Below are 15,955 nucleotides of genomic sequence, written 5' to 3' on the forward strand. Positions count from 1 at the left end.
GACGCCGGATATATGTACGCAATCGACTTCCGTGTCCGTCAACTTCCGTTTGCTATTGGGAGCAGTCCATATATGTAGTAGGTCGCTTCCGAGATGCCGTGCTTGCGGCACAGCTCCGCCGGCTTCAGGCCAGCCTCGGCTTCCTTCAAGATGCCGATGATTTGCTCTTCGGTGAATCGCTTTTTCATTGCCGTTCCTCTCTGGAACGGACTCTACACCGTCACCGTACTAAACGCGGGGAGCAGGTCAGCACGGCATTGTGATCCGCCTCGATCACAAAGCATCGGCCCCTCTCCTGGCCGCTTCCGTCCGGATCTCCTTCCGTAGCGCGCGGGCAACGCCCTGCCCCATATGCTCCGGGTGGACGAATAGCTCACCGGGCGTCGGGAGATCCGAATCTGCCGACAGCCGGATTCAGAACCCGATCACCATCGCTTCGGCTTCGGCGACGTAGTCGATCGATCTTTCTATTGCCTCCGCTGAGATCTCGAGAAACAGGCACGCGACGAAAGTCAGAAAGCAGGTGAGTGCGATCGCCGCCATGCACCATGCGGACGGTCCGGCACCCGCAACCGACTGGCCGGCGGCCGCGATCGCCGTGACGACCGACCAGATGAGCCACGTGAACAGGTGCGGCGGAACGCTGCGCCGGTAGATTGCGCGCGCGTACGGAATGGCTGCCAGCAAGGACGCGGCAGATCCCACGACACCCAGCACTGAAGCGGCACCCTGATCGACAGTCACCATCAACGCCGCCTCGTTCGCATGGCCGGTCAGTATGTGGTCGGGCAGCGCAACGCGCAACTTGGGGCCGGCATGCGGCGTGGTCGATGCTGCGTCGTGTCGTTGGCGCAGCCGGAGGCGATTGAGCACCAACAAACTGCAGAGTGATCACGTGCTCGCAGCCGAATCGATTGCGTGGCCGTCGAATGCGCAGGAATCGCCTCTTGAAGCAAAAGAGAACGGTTCTGCCAGAACTTCCTTTGAAGGCCAACAGCTTGAGCAACCGCACGGCTGCTGAAATTCACAGTGGTCATGCACGTCAGCGTTACCCTTTTGCGCGCTCGCACCGAGTGTGACGCGCGCCCGCGCCGCAATTCAATGCTCCGCCCGCGCCGCATTGACATCCCGCCGAAATGCGCCCGGGCTCGTCCCGGTCCATTTTCGGAACGCGCGATGAAACGCGCTGGGCTCCGTAAAACCGAGTTCCGCCGCGATTTCCGCGACGCTGAGCGTGTGCCCGCGCAGCAGCGACTGGGCCAGTGCACCGCGCAGCTCGTCCTTGATCGACGCGAAGCTCTGCCCCTCGCTGCGCAACCGTCTCCGCAGCGTCGCGGGCGTCGTGCCGAGGCGCACGGCCAGCGTGTCGAAGTCCGGCCATTCGGCGGCCGGTTGCGCCTTGAGATGCGCACGCGTTTTCGCCACCCAGCCGGTGTCGTGCCGATAGCGCACGAGCAGGTTGCCGGGCGCGCCGCGCAGGAAGGGTTTCAGCGCCTGCGCGGAGCGGATCGTCGGCAGCGCGAGGTACGCGGCGTTGAACGCGAGCCGGCTGTCCGGGCGGTCAAAATTCACGGGCACGCCGAAGAACTGGTGGTAGTCGCTGCGCTGGTCGGGGCTCGGGCACGCGAAATCGATGCGCTGTAGCGGAATGCGTCGGCCGATCAGCCAGCAGGCGACGCCGAGCAGGATCAGCCAGAACGTCCGGTACGCGAACGCCGAATACGGTGCGCCCGCCTGCGTGAGGACGATCTGCGCCTGGCCGTCGGCGACCACGAGCTCGCCACGCGGTTCGTCGAGCACCACGCGCAGGAACTGCAGCGCACGCCGCAGCGCCTTCTCGAGCGTGCCCGCGTGCAGCACGGCGTGGCACAGCAGCGTGAAGCTGCCGCGCCGCATCGGGCGGGCCGCGAGCCCGAAGAATTCGTCGTCGATCGCGTTGGCGATCGCCAGCCACAGGCGACCGTACTGTTGTGGCGTGACGGGCTCGCGCACGGTGGCCGGCAGGCCGGCAACGCGCAGCACGGGCTCGGTCGGAATCTGCTGCCGGCGCAGGCTCTCGAGCGCGTCCTCGACGAAATCCGGCGAGATCATCTGCGGCCCCATTTTTTCATGTCCTCCAGACATGGCAAAAGCGATCACGATTCTAGATTCTGTTTGTCATTGATTGCAATGTGACGGCTGTCTACCATCATCGATATACCCCCGGTTCGCCGGCGGACATAACGAACAGGAGACACGCATGCGTGATGGAGCAACCACCCGGGTGGTGCCGGCTTACGCCGACGCCGTTGCCGGCTTCCGTATCGAGACCGCCGCCGCATATCTGCACGGCGACCTGGAGCAGGGCCTGAACGCCTGCGTCGAATGCTGCGACCGGCATGCGGCGGCGGACGCGAATGCGATCGCACTCGACTGGATCGACGTCGGCGGCCGGCACTGCAGCTTCACGTTCGCGCAGATGCAGGCGCTGTCGGCGCGGGTCGCAAACCTGCTGGTCGAGCAGGGCGTGAAGCCGGGTGACGTGGTTGCCGGCCTGTTGCCGCGCACGCCCGAACTCGTCGCGACGATCCTCGGCACGTGGCGCGCGGGCGCCGTCTATCAGCCGCTCTTCACCGCGTTTGGGCCGAAGGCGATCGAGCACCGGTTGCGCATGAGCGATGCGCGGCTGGTCGTCACCAACATCGCGAATCGCGCGAAGCTCGACGAGATCGTCGATTGCCCGCAGGTCGCGACGGTGCGCGATTCGGGCGACGTGCTGCCGGCGCGCGACATCGATTTCCGCGCGGCGCTCGACGCGCAGTGCGACGTATTTGAACCGGTCCCGCGCAAGGGCACCGACCTGTTCATGATGATGTCGACGTCGGGCACGACGGGTTTGCCGAAGGGCGTGCCGGTGCCGTTGCGCGCGCTGCTCGCGTTCGGCGCGTACATGCGCGACGCGGTGGACTTGCGCGCCAGTGACCGCTTCTGGAACATCGCCGATCCGGGCTGGGCATACGGCCTCTATTACGCGATCACGGGCCCGCTGCTGCTCGGCCATGCGACGACGTTGTACGAGGGCGCTTTCACGGTCGACAGTACCTACGACGTGATCGAACGGCTCGGCATCACGAGCCTCGCTGGTTCGCCGACCGCGTTCCGGATGCTGATGGCGGCCGGCACCGAAGCGGCCGCGCGCCTGAAAGGGCAACTGCGGGTTGTCAGCAGCGCGGGAGAACCGCTGAATCCGGAAGTCGTGCGCTGGTTCCACGCGGCGCTCGGCGCGCCGATCTACGACCACTACGGCCAGACCGAACTCGGGATGGTCGTGAACAATCATCACGGGCTCGCGCACGTCGTCCATGCCGGCTCGGCGGGTTTCGCGATGCCCGGCTATCGCGTCGCTGTGCTCGACGAAGCCGGCCGCGAACTCGGCCCCGGCGAGCCCGGCATCCTCGCGATCGACATCGCGCGCTCGCCGCTGCTGTGGTTCGACGGTTACTGGCAGCAAGACACGCCGGCGATCGCGGGCGGCTATTACCGCACCGGCGACAACGTCGAACTCGAGCCGGACGGCACCGTGAGCTTCATCGGCCGCGCGGACGACGTGATCACATCGTCCGGTTACCGGATCGGTCCGTTCGACGTGGAAAGCGCGCTGATCGAGCATCCGGCCGTCAGCGAGGCCGCGGTGATCGGCGTGCCGGACCCGGAGCGCACCGAGATCGTCAAGGCGTTCGTCGTGCTGTCGAAAGACTTCGACGGCACACCGGCGCTGGCCGAAGAACTGAGCCAGCACGTGAAGCGGCGGCTGTCGGCACACGCCTATCCTCGCGCGATCGACTTCGTCGACGCGCTGCCGAAAACCCCGAGCGGCAAGATCCAGCGCTTCATGCTGCGCAAGCTGGAAGCCGAGAAGACCGCTCAATCCTGAATATTGATTATGGACTGCGAATGAACATCAAGGATCGCGTTTTTCTGATTACGGGTGCCGGTTCGGGCCTCGGCGCAGCGGTGGCGCGCATGGTGGTCGCCGAAGGCGGCAAGGCCGTACTGCTGGACGTCAATGAAGACGCCGGTGCGAGCCTCGCGCACGAACTAGGTACGTCCGCACGCTTCGTGAAGACCGACGTGACGAGCGAAGCCGACGGGCAGGCCGCCGTTGCTGCCGCGCGCGACGCGTTCGGCCGCATCGATGCGCTCGTGAACTGCGCGGGCGTCGCGCCGGGCGAGAAGGTCGTCGGCCGCGAAGGCCCGCATTCGCTCGACCGTTTCGCGCGTGCGGTTTCGATCAACCTGGTCGGTACGTTCAACATGATCCGGCTGGCTGCGGAAGCGATGTCGAAGCATGACGCCGACGCGGAAGGCGAACGCGGCGTGATCGTCAACACCGCGTCGGTCGCGGCGTTCGACGGACAGATCGGGCAGGCCGCGTATGCGGCATCGAAGAGCGGCGTGGTGGGCATGACGCTGCCGATCGCGCGCGAACTCGCGCGGTTCGGCATTCGTGTGGTGACGATCGCGCCGGGCATCTTCGCGACGCCGATGATGGCCGGCATGCCGCAGGACGTGCAGGACGCGCTCGGCAAGAGCGTGCCGTTCCCGCCGCGGCTCGGCCGCCCGGAAGAATTTGCGGCGCTGGTGCGCCACGTCGCCGAGAATACGATGCTGAACGGCGAAGTCATCCGTCTCGATGGCGCGCTGCGCATGGCACCGCGCTGACACTGGAGGAATGCAATCATGACGACACAGGATCCGATCGTAATCGTTGGCGCGGCGCGCACGCCGATGGGTGGTTTTCAGGGCGACCTGGCCGCGGCCAGCGCGAGCGAGCTTGGCGCGGCGGCGATTCGTGCGGCGCTCGAACGCGCGAACGTGCCCGCCGAGCGCATCGATGAAATCGTGTTCGGCTGCGTGCTGCCGGCCGGCCAGGGTCAGGCACCGGCGCGGCAGGCCGCGCTGAAGGCGGGCTTGCCGCTGGCGGCGGGCGCGACCACGGTCAACAAGATGTGCGGCTCCGGGATGAAGGCCGCGATGTTCGTGCACGACCTGCTGCTGGCCGGATCGGCGGACGTGGCCGTCGCGGGCGGGATGGAGAGCATGACGAATGCGCCGTACCTGCTGCCGAAGGCGCGCGCTGGGATGCGCATGGGGCATGGCCAGGTGCTCGATCACATGTTCCTCGACGGGCTCGAGGACGCGTACGACAAGGGCCGGCTGATGGGCACGTTCGCGGAGGATTGCGCGCAGGCATATCAGTTCACGCGCGAGGAGCAGGATGCGTTCGCGATCGCATCGCTGACGCGCGCGCAGCGTGCGATTGCAGAAGGACGCTTCGTGTCGGAGATCGCGCCGGTGACCGTGAAGGCCGGCAAGACGGAAGCCGTCGTGTCGATCGACGAGCAACCGGGCAAAGCGAAGCTCGACAAGATTCCGACGCTCAAGCCGGCATTCCGCGAAGGCGGCACGGTGACGGCGGCCAATTCGTCGTCGATTTCCGACGGCGCGGCCGCGCTCGTGATGATGCGTCGCTCGGAAGCGGATCGGCTCGGCCTCGCGCCGAAGGCAGTGATCGTCGGGCATTCGACCTACGCGAACAAGCCGGGCCTGTTCGCGACGGCACCGATCGGCGCGATCCGCAAGCTGTCGGAGAAGACCGGCTGGAACCTGCGCGACGTCGACCTGTTCGAGATCAACGAAGCCTTCGCGGTGGTCGCGATGGCCGCGATGCGCGATCTCGACCTGCCGCACGACAAGGTCAACGTGCACGGCGGCGCGTGTGCGCTCGGCCATCCGATCGGCGCATCGGGCGCACGCGTGATGGTGACGCTGCTGGCCGCGCTCGAAACGTACGGCCTGAAGCGCGGCGTCGCGTCGCTGTGCATCGGCGGCGGCGAGGCGACGGCGATCGCGATCGAGCGGGTCGCGTAACGCGAACGCATTGATGCATCACGCAAGAGACGGCACCCATGCCGTCTCGCGACGCGGGCGGCGGGCATCGTGCCCGTCGCCCGTTTCGCTTTCCGGCGCGCGCGCGATCGCGTTACGCGTTCGCCTCCGGCGACACGGCCCCGCACGCACGAATCACGAGCTGCACGACCTGCTCGGTCTTCTCGGCGAACGCCTTCTGCGTGAACGCACGCTTGCCGCTCAGCGCGCGGATCTGCGCATCGAAATCCGCATAGTGCTGCGTCGTCGCCCAGATCAGGTACATCAACGCGTGTGCGTCGATCGGCGCGAGCAGCCCGCGCGCGATCCAGCCCTCGATCACCTTCACGCGCGTGTCGAACCAGGGCTTCACGCGTTCCGACAGGATGTCCTGCATGTGCGCGGCACCGTGGATGATCTCGTTGGCCCACACTTTCGAGCCGAGCGGGCGCCGTCGCGACAGATCCATCTTCGCGCGCACGTAGCCGCCGATCGCTTCCACCGGATCGTCGCCGGCCTCGAACGAACCTGCCGCGCGATGCCAGTCCTCGAACAGGTCGTCGAGCACGCGACGGTACAGCGCAAGCTTCGTCGGGAAGTAGTAATGCAGGTTCGCCTTCGGCAGGCCCGCACGTTCGGCGATCATCGCCGTGCTCGCGCCGTCGAGCCCGCGCTCCGCGAACACGGCTTCCGCACAGGCCAGCAGATGCGCTTCGTTGGACTCGCGGATATGCGCCTTGCGTCGCCGCAAGGGCATATTCGTTTCGTCGTCGCCGGTGGCTTCGGCGGCCGCTTCGTCATGTTTCATCGTTACCCTCGCGCGGCTTGCATGCCGCGTTGCGCTTCATTCTAGCCGCTGGTTCGCATCGAACGCACGTGCCCGCCCACCTCGGCGCGCGTGATGCTGCAATGCGGTGGCACGTTTCTCGCTCGGTCGATTCACGCAAGAAAGACATTGCGCTGGGCATTTTGATCGTCTAAAACCTGTCCAATCGGACAGGATTTGATGATCGACGGAATGCAGTGCCGGCAATCCGCCGATCGGTCGGACGAATCACACGAACGATGCGCATCTGCACCTTGCCGGTGCGGGCTTGCCCCGACAGCGGCAATGCGTGCACCGGCGGCAACCGGAATGACAACATGACCGACCCCACAGGAGCGATACGAATGAACGCGGTATCGGAAACAGTGAAGCGGGCAGCATTCGACACGTCGATCAAGGTCGACGGCAAGCGGTTGTGGGACAGCCTGATGGAAGTCGCGAAGATCGGCGCGACGCCGAAGGGCGGCGTGTGCCGCCTCGCGCTGACCGATCTCGACAAGGCCGGACGCGACCTGATCGTCGGCTGGGCGAAAGCCGCCGGTTGCACGGTGACGGTCGATACGATGGGCAACGTGTTCATGCGCCGCGCGGGCCGCGTGGCCGACGCGGCGCCGGTCGTTACCGGCTCGCATGCGGATTCGCAGCCGACGGGCGGCCGCTTCGACGGCATCTACGGCGTGCTCGGCGGCCTCGAGGTGATTCGCAGTCTGAACGATCACGGCATCGAGACCGAGCATCCGGTCGAGGTCGTGATCTGGACCAACGAGGAAGGTTCGCGTTTTGCGCCGGCGATGGTCGCGTCGGGCGTGTTCGCGGGTGTGTTCCCGCTCGAGTACGGGCTGTCGCGCAAGGATGTCGACGGCAAGACGATCGGCGAGGAACTCGCGCGCATCGGCTACGCGGGCGACGTACCCTGCGGCGGCCGCAAGCTGCATGCGGCGTTCGAGCTGCATATCGAGCAGGGGCCGATTCTCGAGGCGGAGTGCAAGACGATCGGCGTCGTGACGGACGCGCAGGGGCAGCGGTGGTACGAGATCACGTTCACCGGCCAGGAAGCGCACGCGGGGCCGACGCCGATGCCGCGACGCCGCGATGCGCTGCTCGGCGCATCGCGCGTGGTCGATCTCGTGAACCGGATCGGCCTCGATCACGCGCCGTTCGGCTGCGCGACGGTCGGCATGATGCAGGTTCACCCGAACTCGCGCAACGTGATTCCCGGCCGCGTGTTCTTCACCGTCGATTTCCGTCATCCGGACGACGCGGTGCTCGCGAAGATGGATGCTGCATTGCGCGAAGGTGTGGCGCGCATCGCGGGCGAGATCGGGCTCGAAACCGCGCTCGAGCAGATTTTCTACTACAAGCCCGTCGCGTTCGATCCGGCCTGCGTGGCGGCCGTGCGCGGCGCGGCCGATCGCTTCGGCTACTCACATCGCGACATCGTGTCGGGTGCGGGGCATGACGCGTGCTATCTGGCGCAGGTTGCGCCGACGTCGATGGTGTTCGTTCCCTGCGTCGACGGCATCAGTCACAACGAGATCGAGGACGCGACGCCTGCGTGGATCGAGGCCGGCGCGAACGTGCTGCTGCACGCGATGCTGTCGCGCGCATGCGAGCCGGCTTCATGACGGACCGGATCTAGCGCAGCCGGCAGGCCGCTCATCGCCTGACCGTGGCATTCCCAAGCAGGACCGCCCCGACTGTGCATTCGCAGCCGGCGGGGACGGCTTTGTCTCCACCCAGTCGAAGGAACGCGTATGACCACCAAGCCAACCGGCGATATCGCCGCGCATCGCCTGTCGTCCACGCAACTCTCGTGCGAATTCGCAGATATCGCGCCGCTGCTCGATCCGACTGCCGCCGCGGCCGCCGCCAGCCGCTGCCACTACTGCTACGACGCGCCGTGCGTGCAGGCCTGCCCGACGCAGATCGACATCCCGAGCTTCATTCGCAAGATCGGTAACGGCAACCTGAAGGGTGCCGCGACCGACATCCTGTCCGCGAATCCGCTCGGCGGGATGTGCGCACGCGTTTGCCCGACCGAGATCCTGTGCGAAGGCGCGTGCGTGCGCAATCACCAGGATGCGCAGCCGGTCGCGATCGGCGCGCTGCAGCGGCACGCGACCGACTGGGCGATGGTGAGCGGCGCGGTGCGCTTTACGCGTGCGCCCGATACGGGGCGGCATGTCTCGGTGGTCGGCGCGGGGCCGGCCGGGCTCGCTTGCGCGCACCGGCTCGCGCTCGCCGGGCATCGCGTCACGCTGTTCGACGCGCGGCCGAAGGCGGGCGGCTTGAACGAATACGGGATCGCCGCGTACAAGACGGTCGACGATTTCGCGCAACGCGAAGTCGAGTGGCTGCTGTCGGTCGGTGGCATCGCGTTGCAGACGGGCGTTGCGCTCGGCCGCGACGTGACGCTCGACGCATTGCGCGAGCGGCATGACGCGGTGTTTCTCGCGATGGGCCTGGGCGGCGTGCGCACGCTCGCGATCGACGGCGAGGAATTGAGCGGCGTGATGAACGCGGTCGACTTCATCGAGCAGGTGCGGCAGGCCGACGCGCTGGAGAACGTGCCGGTCGGGCGGCGCGTGGTCGTGATCGGCGGCGGCAATACGGCGATCGACGCGTCCGTGCAGAGCCGCAAGCTCGGTGCGGAGCGCGTGACGATGGTGTACCGGCGCGGCGTGGACGCGATGAGCGCGACCTGGGCCGAACGCGAGTTCGCGCAAAAGAGCGGCGTCACGCTCGTCACGCACGCGAAGCCGGTGCGTATCGCGGGCGCGGACGGACATGTGACGGGTGTCGAATTCGAGGCCGCGTCGGGCGAGCGTTTCACCGTCGACGCGGACATGGTGCTGAAAGCGATCGGCCAGACGCTGGTGCCGGACGGTGTCGCGGCCGCGCTGCTGACGGCGGACGGCACGCGCATCGCGGTCGACGCGGACGGACGCACGGCGTTGCCCGACGTGTGGGCCGGCGGCGATTGCGCGGCGACGGACGGCATCGACCTCACGGTGCAGGCCGTGCAGGACGGCAAGCGCGCGGCGGCGGCGATCGACGCGGCGCTCGCGCGGCGCGCCGCCAAGGCCGCGTGAGCGCGGCATACGCAACGGCATCCCGCGCATCGCGTGCATTGCGCGCGCCACGCGAATCACGATAGACGCCCCATTTTTACGGAGCCGAACATGGCCGACCTTCGCTGCACCATCGCAGGCATCACTTCGCCGAATCCGTTCTGGCTGGCCTCCGCGCCGCCGACCGACAAGGCGTACAACGTCAATCGCGCGTTCGAGGCGGGCTGGGGCGGCGTCGTCTGGAAGACGCTCGGGCTCGATCCGCACGTCGTCAACGTCAGCTCGCGCTACGGCGCGGTGCAGTGGAACGGCCAGCGGATTGCCGGGCTGAACAACATCGAGCTGATCACCGACCGGCCGCTCGACGTGAACCTGAAAGAGATCGCGCAGGTGAAGCGCGACTGGCCCGATCGCGCGCTGATCGTATCGCTGATGGTGCCGTGCAACGAGCGCGACTGGAAATGGATCCTGCCGCTCGTCGAGGATACTGGCGCCGATGCGGTCGAGCTGAACTTCGGCTGCCCGCACGGGATGAGCGAGCGCGGGATGGGCGCGGCGGTCGGACAGGTGCCGGAATACGTCGAGATGGTCACGCGCTGGGTCAAGGAAGGCACGAAGATGCCCTGCCTCGTGAAGCTCACGCCGAACATCAGCGACATCCGGATGGGCTCGCGTGCCGCCTACAAGGGCGGCGCGGACGGCGTGTCGCTGATCAACACGATCAACTCGATCGTCGCGGTGGACCTCGACCAGATGGCGCCGATGCCCACCGTCGACGGCAAGGGCACGCACGGCGGCTACTGCGGCCCGGCGGTCAAGCCGATCGCGCTGAACATGGTCGCGGAGATCGCGCGCGACCCGGAAACGCCGAACCTGCCGATCTCCGGCATCGGCGGGATTTCGTCGTGGCGCGACGCGGCCGAGTTCATGGTGCTCGGCGCCGGCAGCGTGCAGGTGTGCACCGCCGCGATGCATTACGGATTCCGGATCGTGTCGGACCTCGCCGACGGGCTGTCGAACTGGATGGACGAGAAGGGCTACGCGACCCTCGACGACGTGCGCGGCCGCGCGGTGCCGAACGTGACCGACTGGAAATATCTGAACCTGAAGTACGACATCAAGGCGCGTATCGACCAGGACCGCTGCATCCAGTGCGGGCTGTGCCATATCGCGTGCGAGGACACGTCGCACCAGGCGATCACGGCCGAGAAGGACGGCGTGCGGCACTTCGAGGTGGTGGACGCGGAGTGCGTCGGGTGCAATCTTTGCATGCATGTGTGTCCGGTCGAGCAATGCATCACGATGGAGCGGGTCGACGCGGGCGACTACGCGAACTGGACCACGCATCCGAACAACCCGGCGCGTGCCGACGCGGGTGCGAGCCCGGCGGAACCCGCGAAGCATGCGAAGGCGGCCTGACCGGCGGCCGGCGGCGCGGCATCGTCCGCACTGCTGCTTGTGTCCTGTTCTGCCGGCATCGCACGATGCCGGCGCTGACGTTTACGTGGAGCGCGTCCGATGAAACCAGCAGCGATTCCCGCCGATCCCGACAGCGCCGCGGCGCCGGCCGGCAGCCTGTACAACGACGACCTCGCGCCGACGACGGCGTCACAGCGCACGTGGCGCTGGTATCACTTCGCGGCGCTGTGGGTCGGGATGGTGATGAACATCGCGTCGTACATGCTTGCGGCCGGACTGATCCAGGAAGGCATGTCGCCGTGGCAGGCCGTGCTGACCGTTTTGTTCGGCAACCTGATCGTGCTCGTGCCGATGCTGCTGATCGGCCATGCGGGCGCGAAGCACGGGATTCCGTATGCGGTGCTCGTGCGCGCGTCGTTCGGCACGCAGGGCGCGAAGCTGCCCGCGCTGCTGCGCGCGATCGTCGCGTGCGGCTGGTACGGCATCCAGACCTGGCTTGGCGGCAGCGCGATCTATACGCTGCTGAACATCCTGACCGGCAACGCATTGCACGGCGCCGCGCTGCCGCTCGTCGGCATCTCGTTCGGGCAACTTGCGTGCTTCCTCGTGTTCTGGGCGCTGCAGCTGTACTTCATCTGGCACGGCACCGATTCGATCCGCTGGCTCGAGAGCTGGTCCGCGCCGATCAAGGTCGTGATGTGCATCGCGCTCGTGTGGTGGGCGACGTCGCAGGCGGGCGGCTTCGGCACGATGTTGTCTGCGCCGTCGCAGTTCGTCGCGGGCGGCAAGAAGGCGGGACTCTTCTGGGCGACGTTCTGGCCGGGCCTGACCGCGATGGTCGGCTTCTGGGCGACGCTCGCGCTGAACATTCCCGACTTCACGCGCTTCGCGCATTCGCAGCGCGACCAGGTGATCGGGCAGTCGATCGGGCTGCCGCTGCCGATGGCGCTGCTGTCGGTGGTGTCGGTCGTGGTGACGTCGGCCACCGTCGTGATCTACGGCAACGCGATCTGGGATCCGATCGACCTGACGAGCCGGATGACGGGCATCGGCGTCGGCATTGCGCTCGTGATCCTCACGCTCGATACCATGTGCTGCAACCTTGCGGCGAACCTGGTCGGTCCTGCTTACGATTTCTCGAGCCTGTGGCCGAAGGCGATCTCGTACCGCACGGGCGGGCTGATCACCGCGACGCTCGCGATCGTGATGATGCCGTGGAAGATCCTCGCGACGACGGACGGCTACATCTTCACCTGGCTCGTCGGTTATTCGGCGCTGCTCGGGCCGGTCGCGGGCATCCTGATGGTCGACTACTTCCTGATTCGCGGCACGCGGCTCGATACGCGCGCGCTGTTCGACGAGCGCGGCGACTTCAGCTACGCGCGCGGCTGGAACCCGGCCGCGCTGGCGGCGCTCGCGATCGGCGTGCTGCCGAACCTGCCCGGCTTCCTGCACACCGCGTTCCCGGCGTCGTTCCCGAACGTGCCGGCGTTCTTCAACACGCTCTACACGTATGCGTGGTTCGTCGGCCTCGTGCTGGCGTCCGGCGTGTACGGTACCTGGATGAAGTGGCGCGCCGGACAGCGCGCGCAGATCGCGAGCGCTTGATGCGCGAACGCATGCGGCACCCGACAGTCAACGAGGAGGCAACCAAATGGCAATCCTGATTCGCGGCGGCACCGTGGTCGATGCGGACCGCACCTATCGCGCGGACGTACTGTGTGCCGACCCGCAGGACGGCGGCACGATCTTGCAGATCGCGGAGACGATCGACGCGCCGGCCGGCGCGACGGTGGTCGACGCGCACGACCAGTACTTGATGCCGGGCGGCATCGATCCGCATACGCACATGGAGCTGCCGTTCATGGGCACGACGGCGAGCGACGACTTCTACTCGGGCACGGCCGCCGGATTGTCGGGCGGCACGACCAGCATCATCGACTTCGTGATCCCGAGCCCGAAGCAGCCGCTGATGGACGCGTTCCACGAGTGGCGCGGCTGGGCCGAGAAGGCCGCGGCCGACTACGGCTTCCACGTGGCCGTCACGTGGTGGGACGAATCGGTGCACCGCGACATGGGCACGCTCGTGCGCGAGCACGGCGTGTCGAGCTTCAAGCACTTCATGGCGTACAAGAACGCGATCATGGCCGATGACGAGGTCCTCGTGAACAGCTTCTCGCGTTCGCTCGAACTCGGCGCGCTGCCGACGGTGCACGCGGAGAACGGCGAACTCGTGTTCCGGCTGCAGCAGGCGCTGCTCGCGCGCGGGATGACGGGGCCGGAGGCGCATCCGCTGTCGCGACCGCCGGAGGTGGAGGGCGAGGCTGCGAACCGCGCGATCCGCATCGCGCAGGTGCTCGGCGTGCCCGTGTATATCGTGCACGTGTCGGCGAAGGACGCGGTTGACGCGATCACGCGCGCGCGCAGCGAAGGGCTGCGCGTGTTCGGCGAGGTGCTGCCGGGGCACCTGGTGATCGACGAGTCGGTGTATCGCGACCCGGACTGGACGCGTGCGGCCGCGCACGTGATGAGCCCGCCGTTCCGCTCGGCGGAGCATCGCGAAGCGCTGTGGCGTGGGCTGCAGGCGGGGCAGCTGCATACGACGGCGACCGATCACTGCGTGTTCTGCGCGTCGCAGAAGGCGATGGGCCGCGAGGACTTCACGAAGATCCCGAACGGCTGCGGCGGCGTCGAGGATCGCATGTCGGTGCTGTGGCATCACGGCGTGAATCATGGCCGCATCACGCCGAATGAATTCGTACGGATCACGTCGACGAACGCCGCGCAGATCTTCAACCTGTATCCGCGCAAGGGGGCGGTTCAGGTCGGCGCCGATGCCGATCTGGTCGTGTGGGACCCATCCGCGACGAAGACGATCTCGGTGAAGACCCATCACCAGCAGGTCGATTTCAACGTGTTCGAAGGGATGACGGTGCAGGGCGTCGCGACCCACACCCTCACGCGCGGTGCGCTCGCATGGGCCGACGGCGAGCTGCGTGCCGTGCGCGGCGCGGGCCGCTATCTGAAGCGGCCACCCGCGGCCGGCTACTACGAGGCCGCGCGCATCGCGAACCGGCTGCGCGAGCCACATCCGGTCGAACGCGCGGGCTGAGCGGCGTACTGCGTCCGTTGCGCGGGGCGTGTCTGTTCGAACGGCACGCCCCGCGCGCGTTCACGCGGCCGGTCACGTGCATCGCCGGCCCTGCATCCTCTCGGCCCCCCGTCGATTCTCTCAATATATGGGACGAATCGGGCATCGTCACGTCCATCCGATTTCCAGGTACATAGAAGAACTGAGCAAATCGACGACGCAAGCGAGACCGCACGGAGCATGCCATTTTGATTGCGTTGTCGTCATGCATGACGGCGAGTAATATCCACCGACGGCGTCAAACGGGCGTGCCGTTCCGCCTGCCGATCATTCAAATAAACATCGAGAGAAAGGAGTACGAGGTGGATATTCTGCGCAGTCTCCTGGGCATGCTGTTCCTGCTGCTGGTGGCCTATCTGCTGTCGAACAACCGGCGCGCCGTGAGCGGCCGGACCCTGATCGCCGCGCTGCTCACGCAGTTCGCGATCGGCGCGCTGGTGCTGTTTGTGCCGTCGGGCCGCGCGGCGCTGGCGGCGGCCGCGAACGGCGTCAATCGCGTGCTCGACATGGGCAATCACGGCATTGCGTTCGTGTTCGGCGGGCTGGTCGACGCCCGGATGTTCCAGCTGTTCGGCGACGGTGGGTTCGTGTTCGGCCTGCGCGTGCTGCCGATGATCATCTTCGTCACCGCGCTGATCGCAGTGCTGTATTACGTGGGCGTGATGAAGTGGATCGTCGCGATCCTCGGCGCGGGGCTCGCGAAAGTGCTCGGCGTGAGCCGCATCGAGGCGTGCTCGGCCGTCGCGACGATCTTTCTCGGGCAGAGCGAAATGCCCGCACTCGTGAAGCCGTTCGTGCGGCACATGACGGGCGCCGAGATCTTCACGGTGATGGCGAGCGGCATGGCGTCGGTCGCAGGCTCGGTGCTGGTCGGCTACGCCGGTCTCGGCGTGAAGATGGAGTACCTGCTCGCTGCATCGTTCATGGCGGTGCCGGGCGGGCTGCTGTTCGGCAAGCTGCTGTTCCCGACCGTGGAGCCGAGCCGTGTCGTGGTCGACGGGCTCGATTTCGACGACAAGCGGGCCGCCAACGTGATCGAGGCTGCGGCGTCCGGCGCGTCGGTGGGCCTGCGGATCGCGATCAATGTCGGCGCGATGCTGATCGCGTTCGTGGGGCTCATCGCGCTGATGAACCTCATCGTCGGCGGCGTGGCCGCGTTCGCGGGCTTTCCGCAGGTGACGCTGCTGGGCATCATCGGCCACCTGTTCGCGCCGCTGGCGTGGATCATCGGCGTGCCGTGGCACGACGCGGCGCTAGCCGGCAACTTCATCGGCGAGAAGCTGATCTTCAACGAGTTCGTCGCGTACGGCGACCTGTCGCCGTATCTGAAGGGCGGCGCGCACGTCGCGGCGGCCGGCCTGCAGGTGCTCGACCCGAAGACGCTCGCGATCGTGTCGTTCGCGTTGTGCGGCTTCGCGAACTTCTCGTCGATCGCCATTCTCGCGGGCGGCTTCAGCGCGGTCGCGCCGGAGCGCCGCTCGGAAGTCGCGCGGCATGGCTTGCGTGCGCTGACGGCCGCGACGTTGTCGAACCTGATGAGTGCCGCGATTGCCGGCCTGTTCTTTTCGCTGCACTGAGCGA

The 15,955-nt window shown here is 67.0% G+C and carries 11 protein-coding genes and 2 pseudogenes; 9 read left to right on the plus strand and 4 right to left on the minus strand.

Annotation, left to right across the window (positions count from 1 at the left end; translation table 11 throughout):
• Positions 1-68 precede the first annotated feature (68 nt).
• The 3 genes and pseudogenes from DIE08_RS16095 to DIE08_RS16105 form a co-directional block, all read right to left on the minus strand.
• Positions 69-188: pseudogene (locus DIE08_RS16095) on the minus strand (transposase); the annotation flags it as partial.
• A 304-nt stretch (positions 189-492) separates the two neighbouring features.
• Positions 493-747, minus strand: a pseudogene (locus DIE08_RS16100) (hypothetical protein); the annotation flags it as partial.
• Positions 748-1,098: 351 nt separating this feature from the next.
• On the minus strand, positions 1,099-2,103 hold the full coding sequence (locus DIE08_RS16105) for an AraC family transcriptional regulator (RefSeq protein ID WP_124902484.1): 1,005 nt from the start codon (positions 2,101-2,103) through the stop codon (positions 1,099-1,101).
• Positions 2,104-2,239: 136 nt separating this feature from the next.
• On the opposite strand from DIE08_RS16105, the gene DIE08_RS16115 reads away from it, so the two are divergent.
• From DIE08_RS16115 to DIE08_RS16125, 3 genes are read left to right on the plus strand one after another with little or no spacing between them, the layout of a single operon-like run.
• The gene (locus DIE08_RS16115; RefSeq protein WP_124902485.1) at positions 2,240-3,913 is read left to right on the plus strand and encodes an acyl-CoA synthetase; all 1,674 of its coding nucleotides are present in this window, start codon (positions 2,240-2,242) and stop codon (positions 3,911-3,913) included.
• A 20-nt stretch (positions 3,914-3,933) separates the two neighbouring features.
• Complete coding sequence (locus tag DIE08_RS16120) at positions 3,934-4,701, plus strand: 3-hydroxyacyl-CoA dehydrogenase (RefSeq protein WP_124902486.1); 768 nt, start codon at positions 3,934-3,936, stop codon at positions 4,699-4,701.
• A gap of 18 nt (positions 4,702-4,719) precedes the next feature.
• Positions 4,720-5,910, plus strand: coding sequence for an acetyl-CoA C-acetyltransferase (locus tag DIE08_RS16125; protein ID WP_124902487.1), 1,191 nt, complete (start codon positions 4,720-4,722; stop codon positions 5,908-5,910).
• A 112-nt stretch (positions 5,911-6,022) separates the two neighbouring features.
• Here DIE08_RS16125 and DIE08_RS16130 read toward each other — a convergent pair whose 3' ends face one another.
• Complete coding sequence (locus tag DIE08_RS16130; RefSeq protein WP_124627328.1) at positions 6,023-6,715, minus strand: TetR/AcrR family transcriptional regulator; 693 nt, start codon at positions 6,713-6,715, stop codon at positions 6,023-6,025.
• A gap of 362 nt (positions 6,716-7,077) precedes the next feature.
• On the opposite strand from DIE08_RS16130, the gene DIE08_RS16140 reads away from it, so the two are divergent.
• The 6 genes from DIE08_RS16140 to DIE08_RS16165 all read left to right on the plus strand — a co-directional run bounded on the left by DIE08_RS16140 (position 7,078) and on the right by DIE08_RS16165 (position 15,951).
• A complete protein-coding gene (locus DIE08_RS16140) occupies positions 7,078-8,358 on the plus strand; it encodes a Zn-dependent hydrolase (protein ID WP_059606020.1) in 1,281 nt (426 codons plus the stop codon).
• A 129-nt stretch (positions 8,359-8,487) separates the two neighbouring features.
• Positions 8,488-9,825 carry an NAD(P)-dependent oxidoreductase gene (locus tag DIE08_RS16145; protein ID WP_124902488.1) on the plus strand — a complete coding sequence of 446 codons (1,338 nt, stop codon included), beginning with the start codon at positions 8,488-8,490 and terminating at the stop codon, positions 9,823-9,825.
• Positions 9,826-9,915: 90 nt separating this feature from the next.
• On the plus strand, positions 9,916-11,223 hold the full coding sequence (gene preA, locus DIE08_RS16150) for an NAD-dependent dihydropyrimidine dehydrogenase subunit PreA (RefSeq protein WP_124902489.1): 1,308 nt from the start codon (positions 9,916-9,918) through the stop codon (positions 11,221-11,223).
• A 99-nt stretch (positions 11,224-11,322) separates the two neighbouring features.
• Positions 11,323-12,831 carry an NCS1 family nucleobase:cation symporter-1 gene (locus tag DIE08_RS16155; protein WP_124627324.1) on the plus strand — a complete coding sequence of 503 codons (1,509 nt, stop codon included), beginning with the start codon at positions 11,323-11,325 and terminating at the stop codon, positions 12,829-12,831.
• A gap of 46 nt (positions 12,832-12,877) precedes the next feature.
• Positions 12,878-14,335: a dihydropyrimidinase gene (gene hydA, locus DIE08_RS16160; RefSeq protein ID WP_124902490.1), complete on the plus strand. Its 1,458-nt coding sequence runs from the start codon at positions 12,878-12,880 to the stop codon at positions 14,333-14,335.
• Between the two features lie 341 nt (positions 14,336-14,676).
• On the plus strand, positions 14,677-15,951 hold the full coding sequence (locus tag DIE08_RS16165; RefSeq protein WP_124627320.1) for a NupC/NupG family nucleoside CNT transporter: 1,275 nt from the start codon (positions 14,677-14,679) through the stop codon (positions 15,949-15,951).
• Positions 15,952-15,955: the final 4 nt, after the last annotated feature.

The sequence above is a fragment of the Burkholderia sp. Bp9004 genome (assembly GCF_003858025.1).
Taxonomy (GTDB): Bacteria; Pseudomonadota; Gammaproteobacteria; order Burkholderiales; family Burkholderiaceae; genus Burkholderia; species Burkholderia diffusa.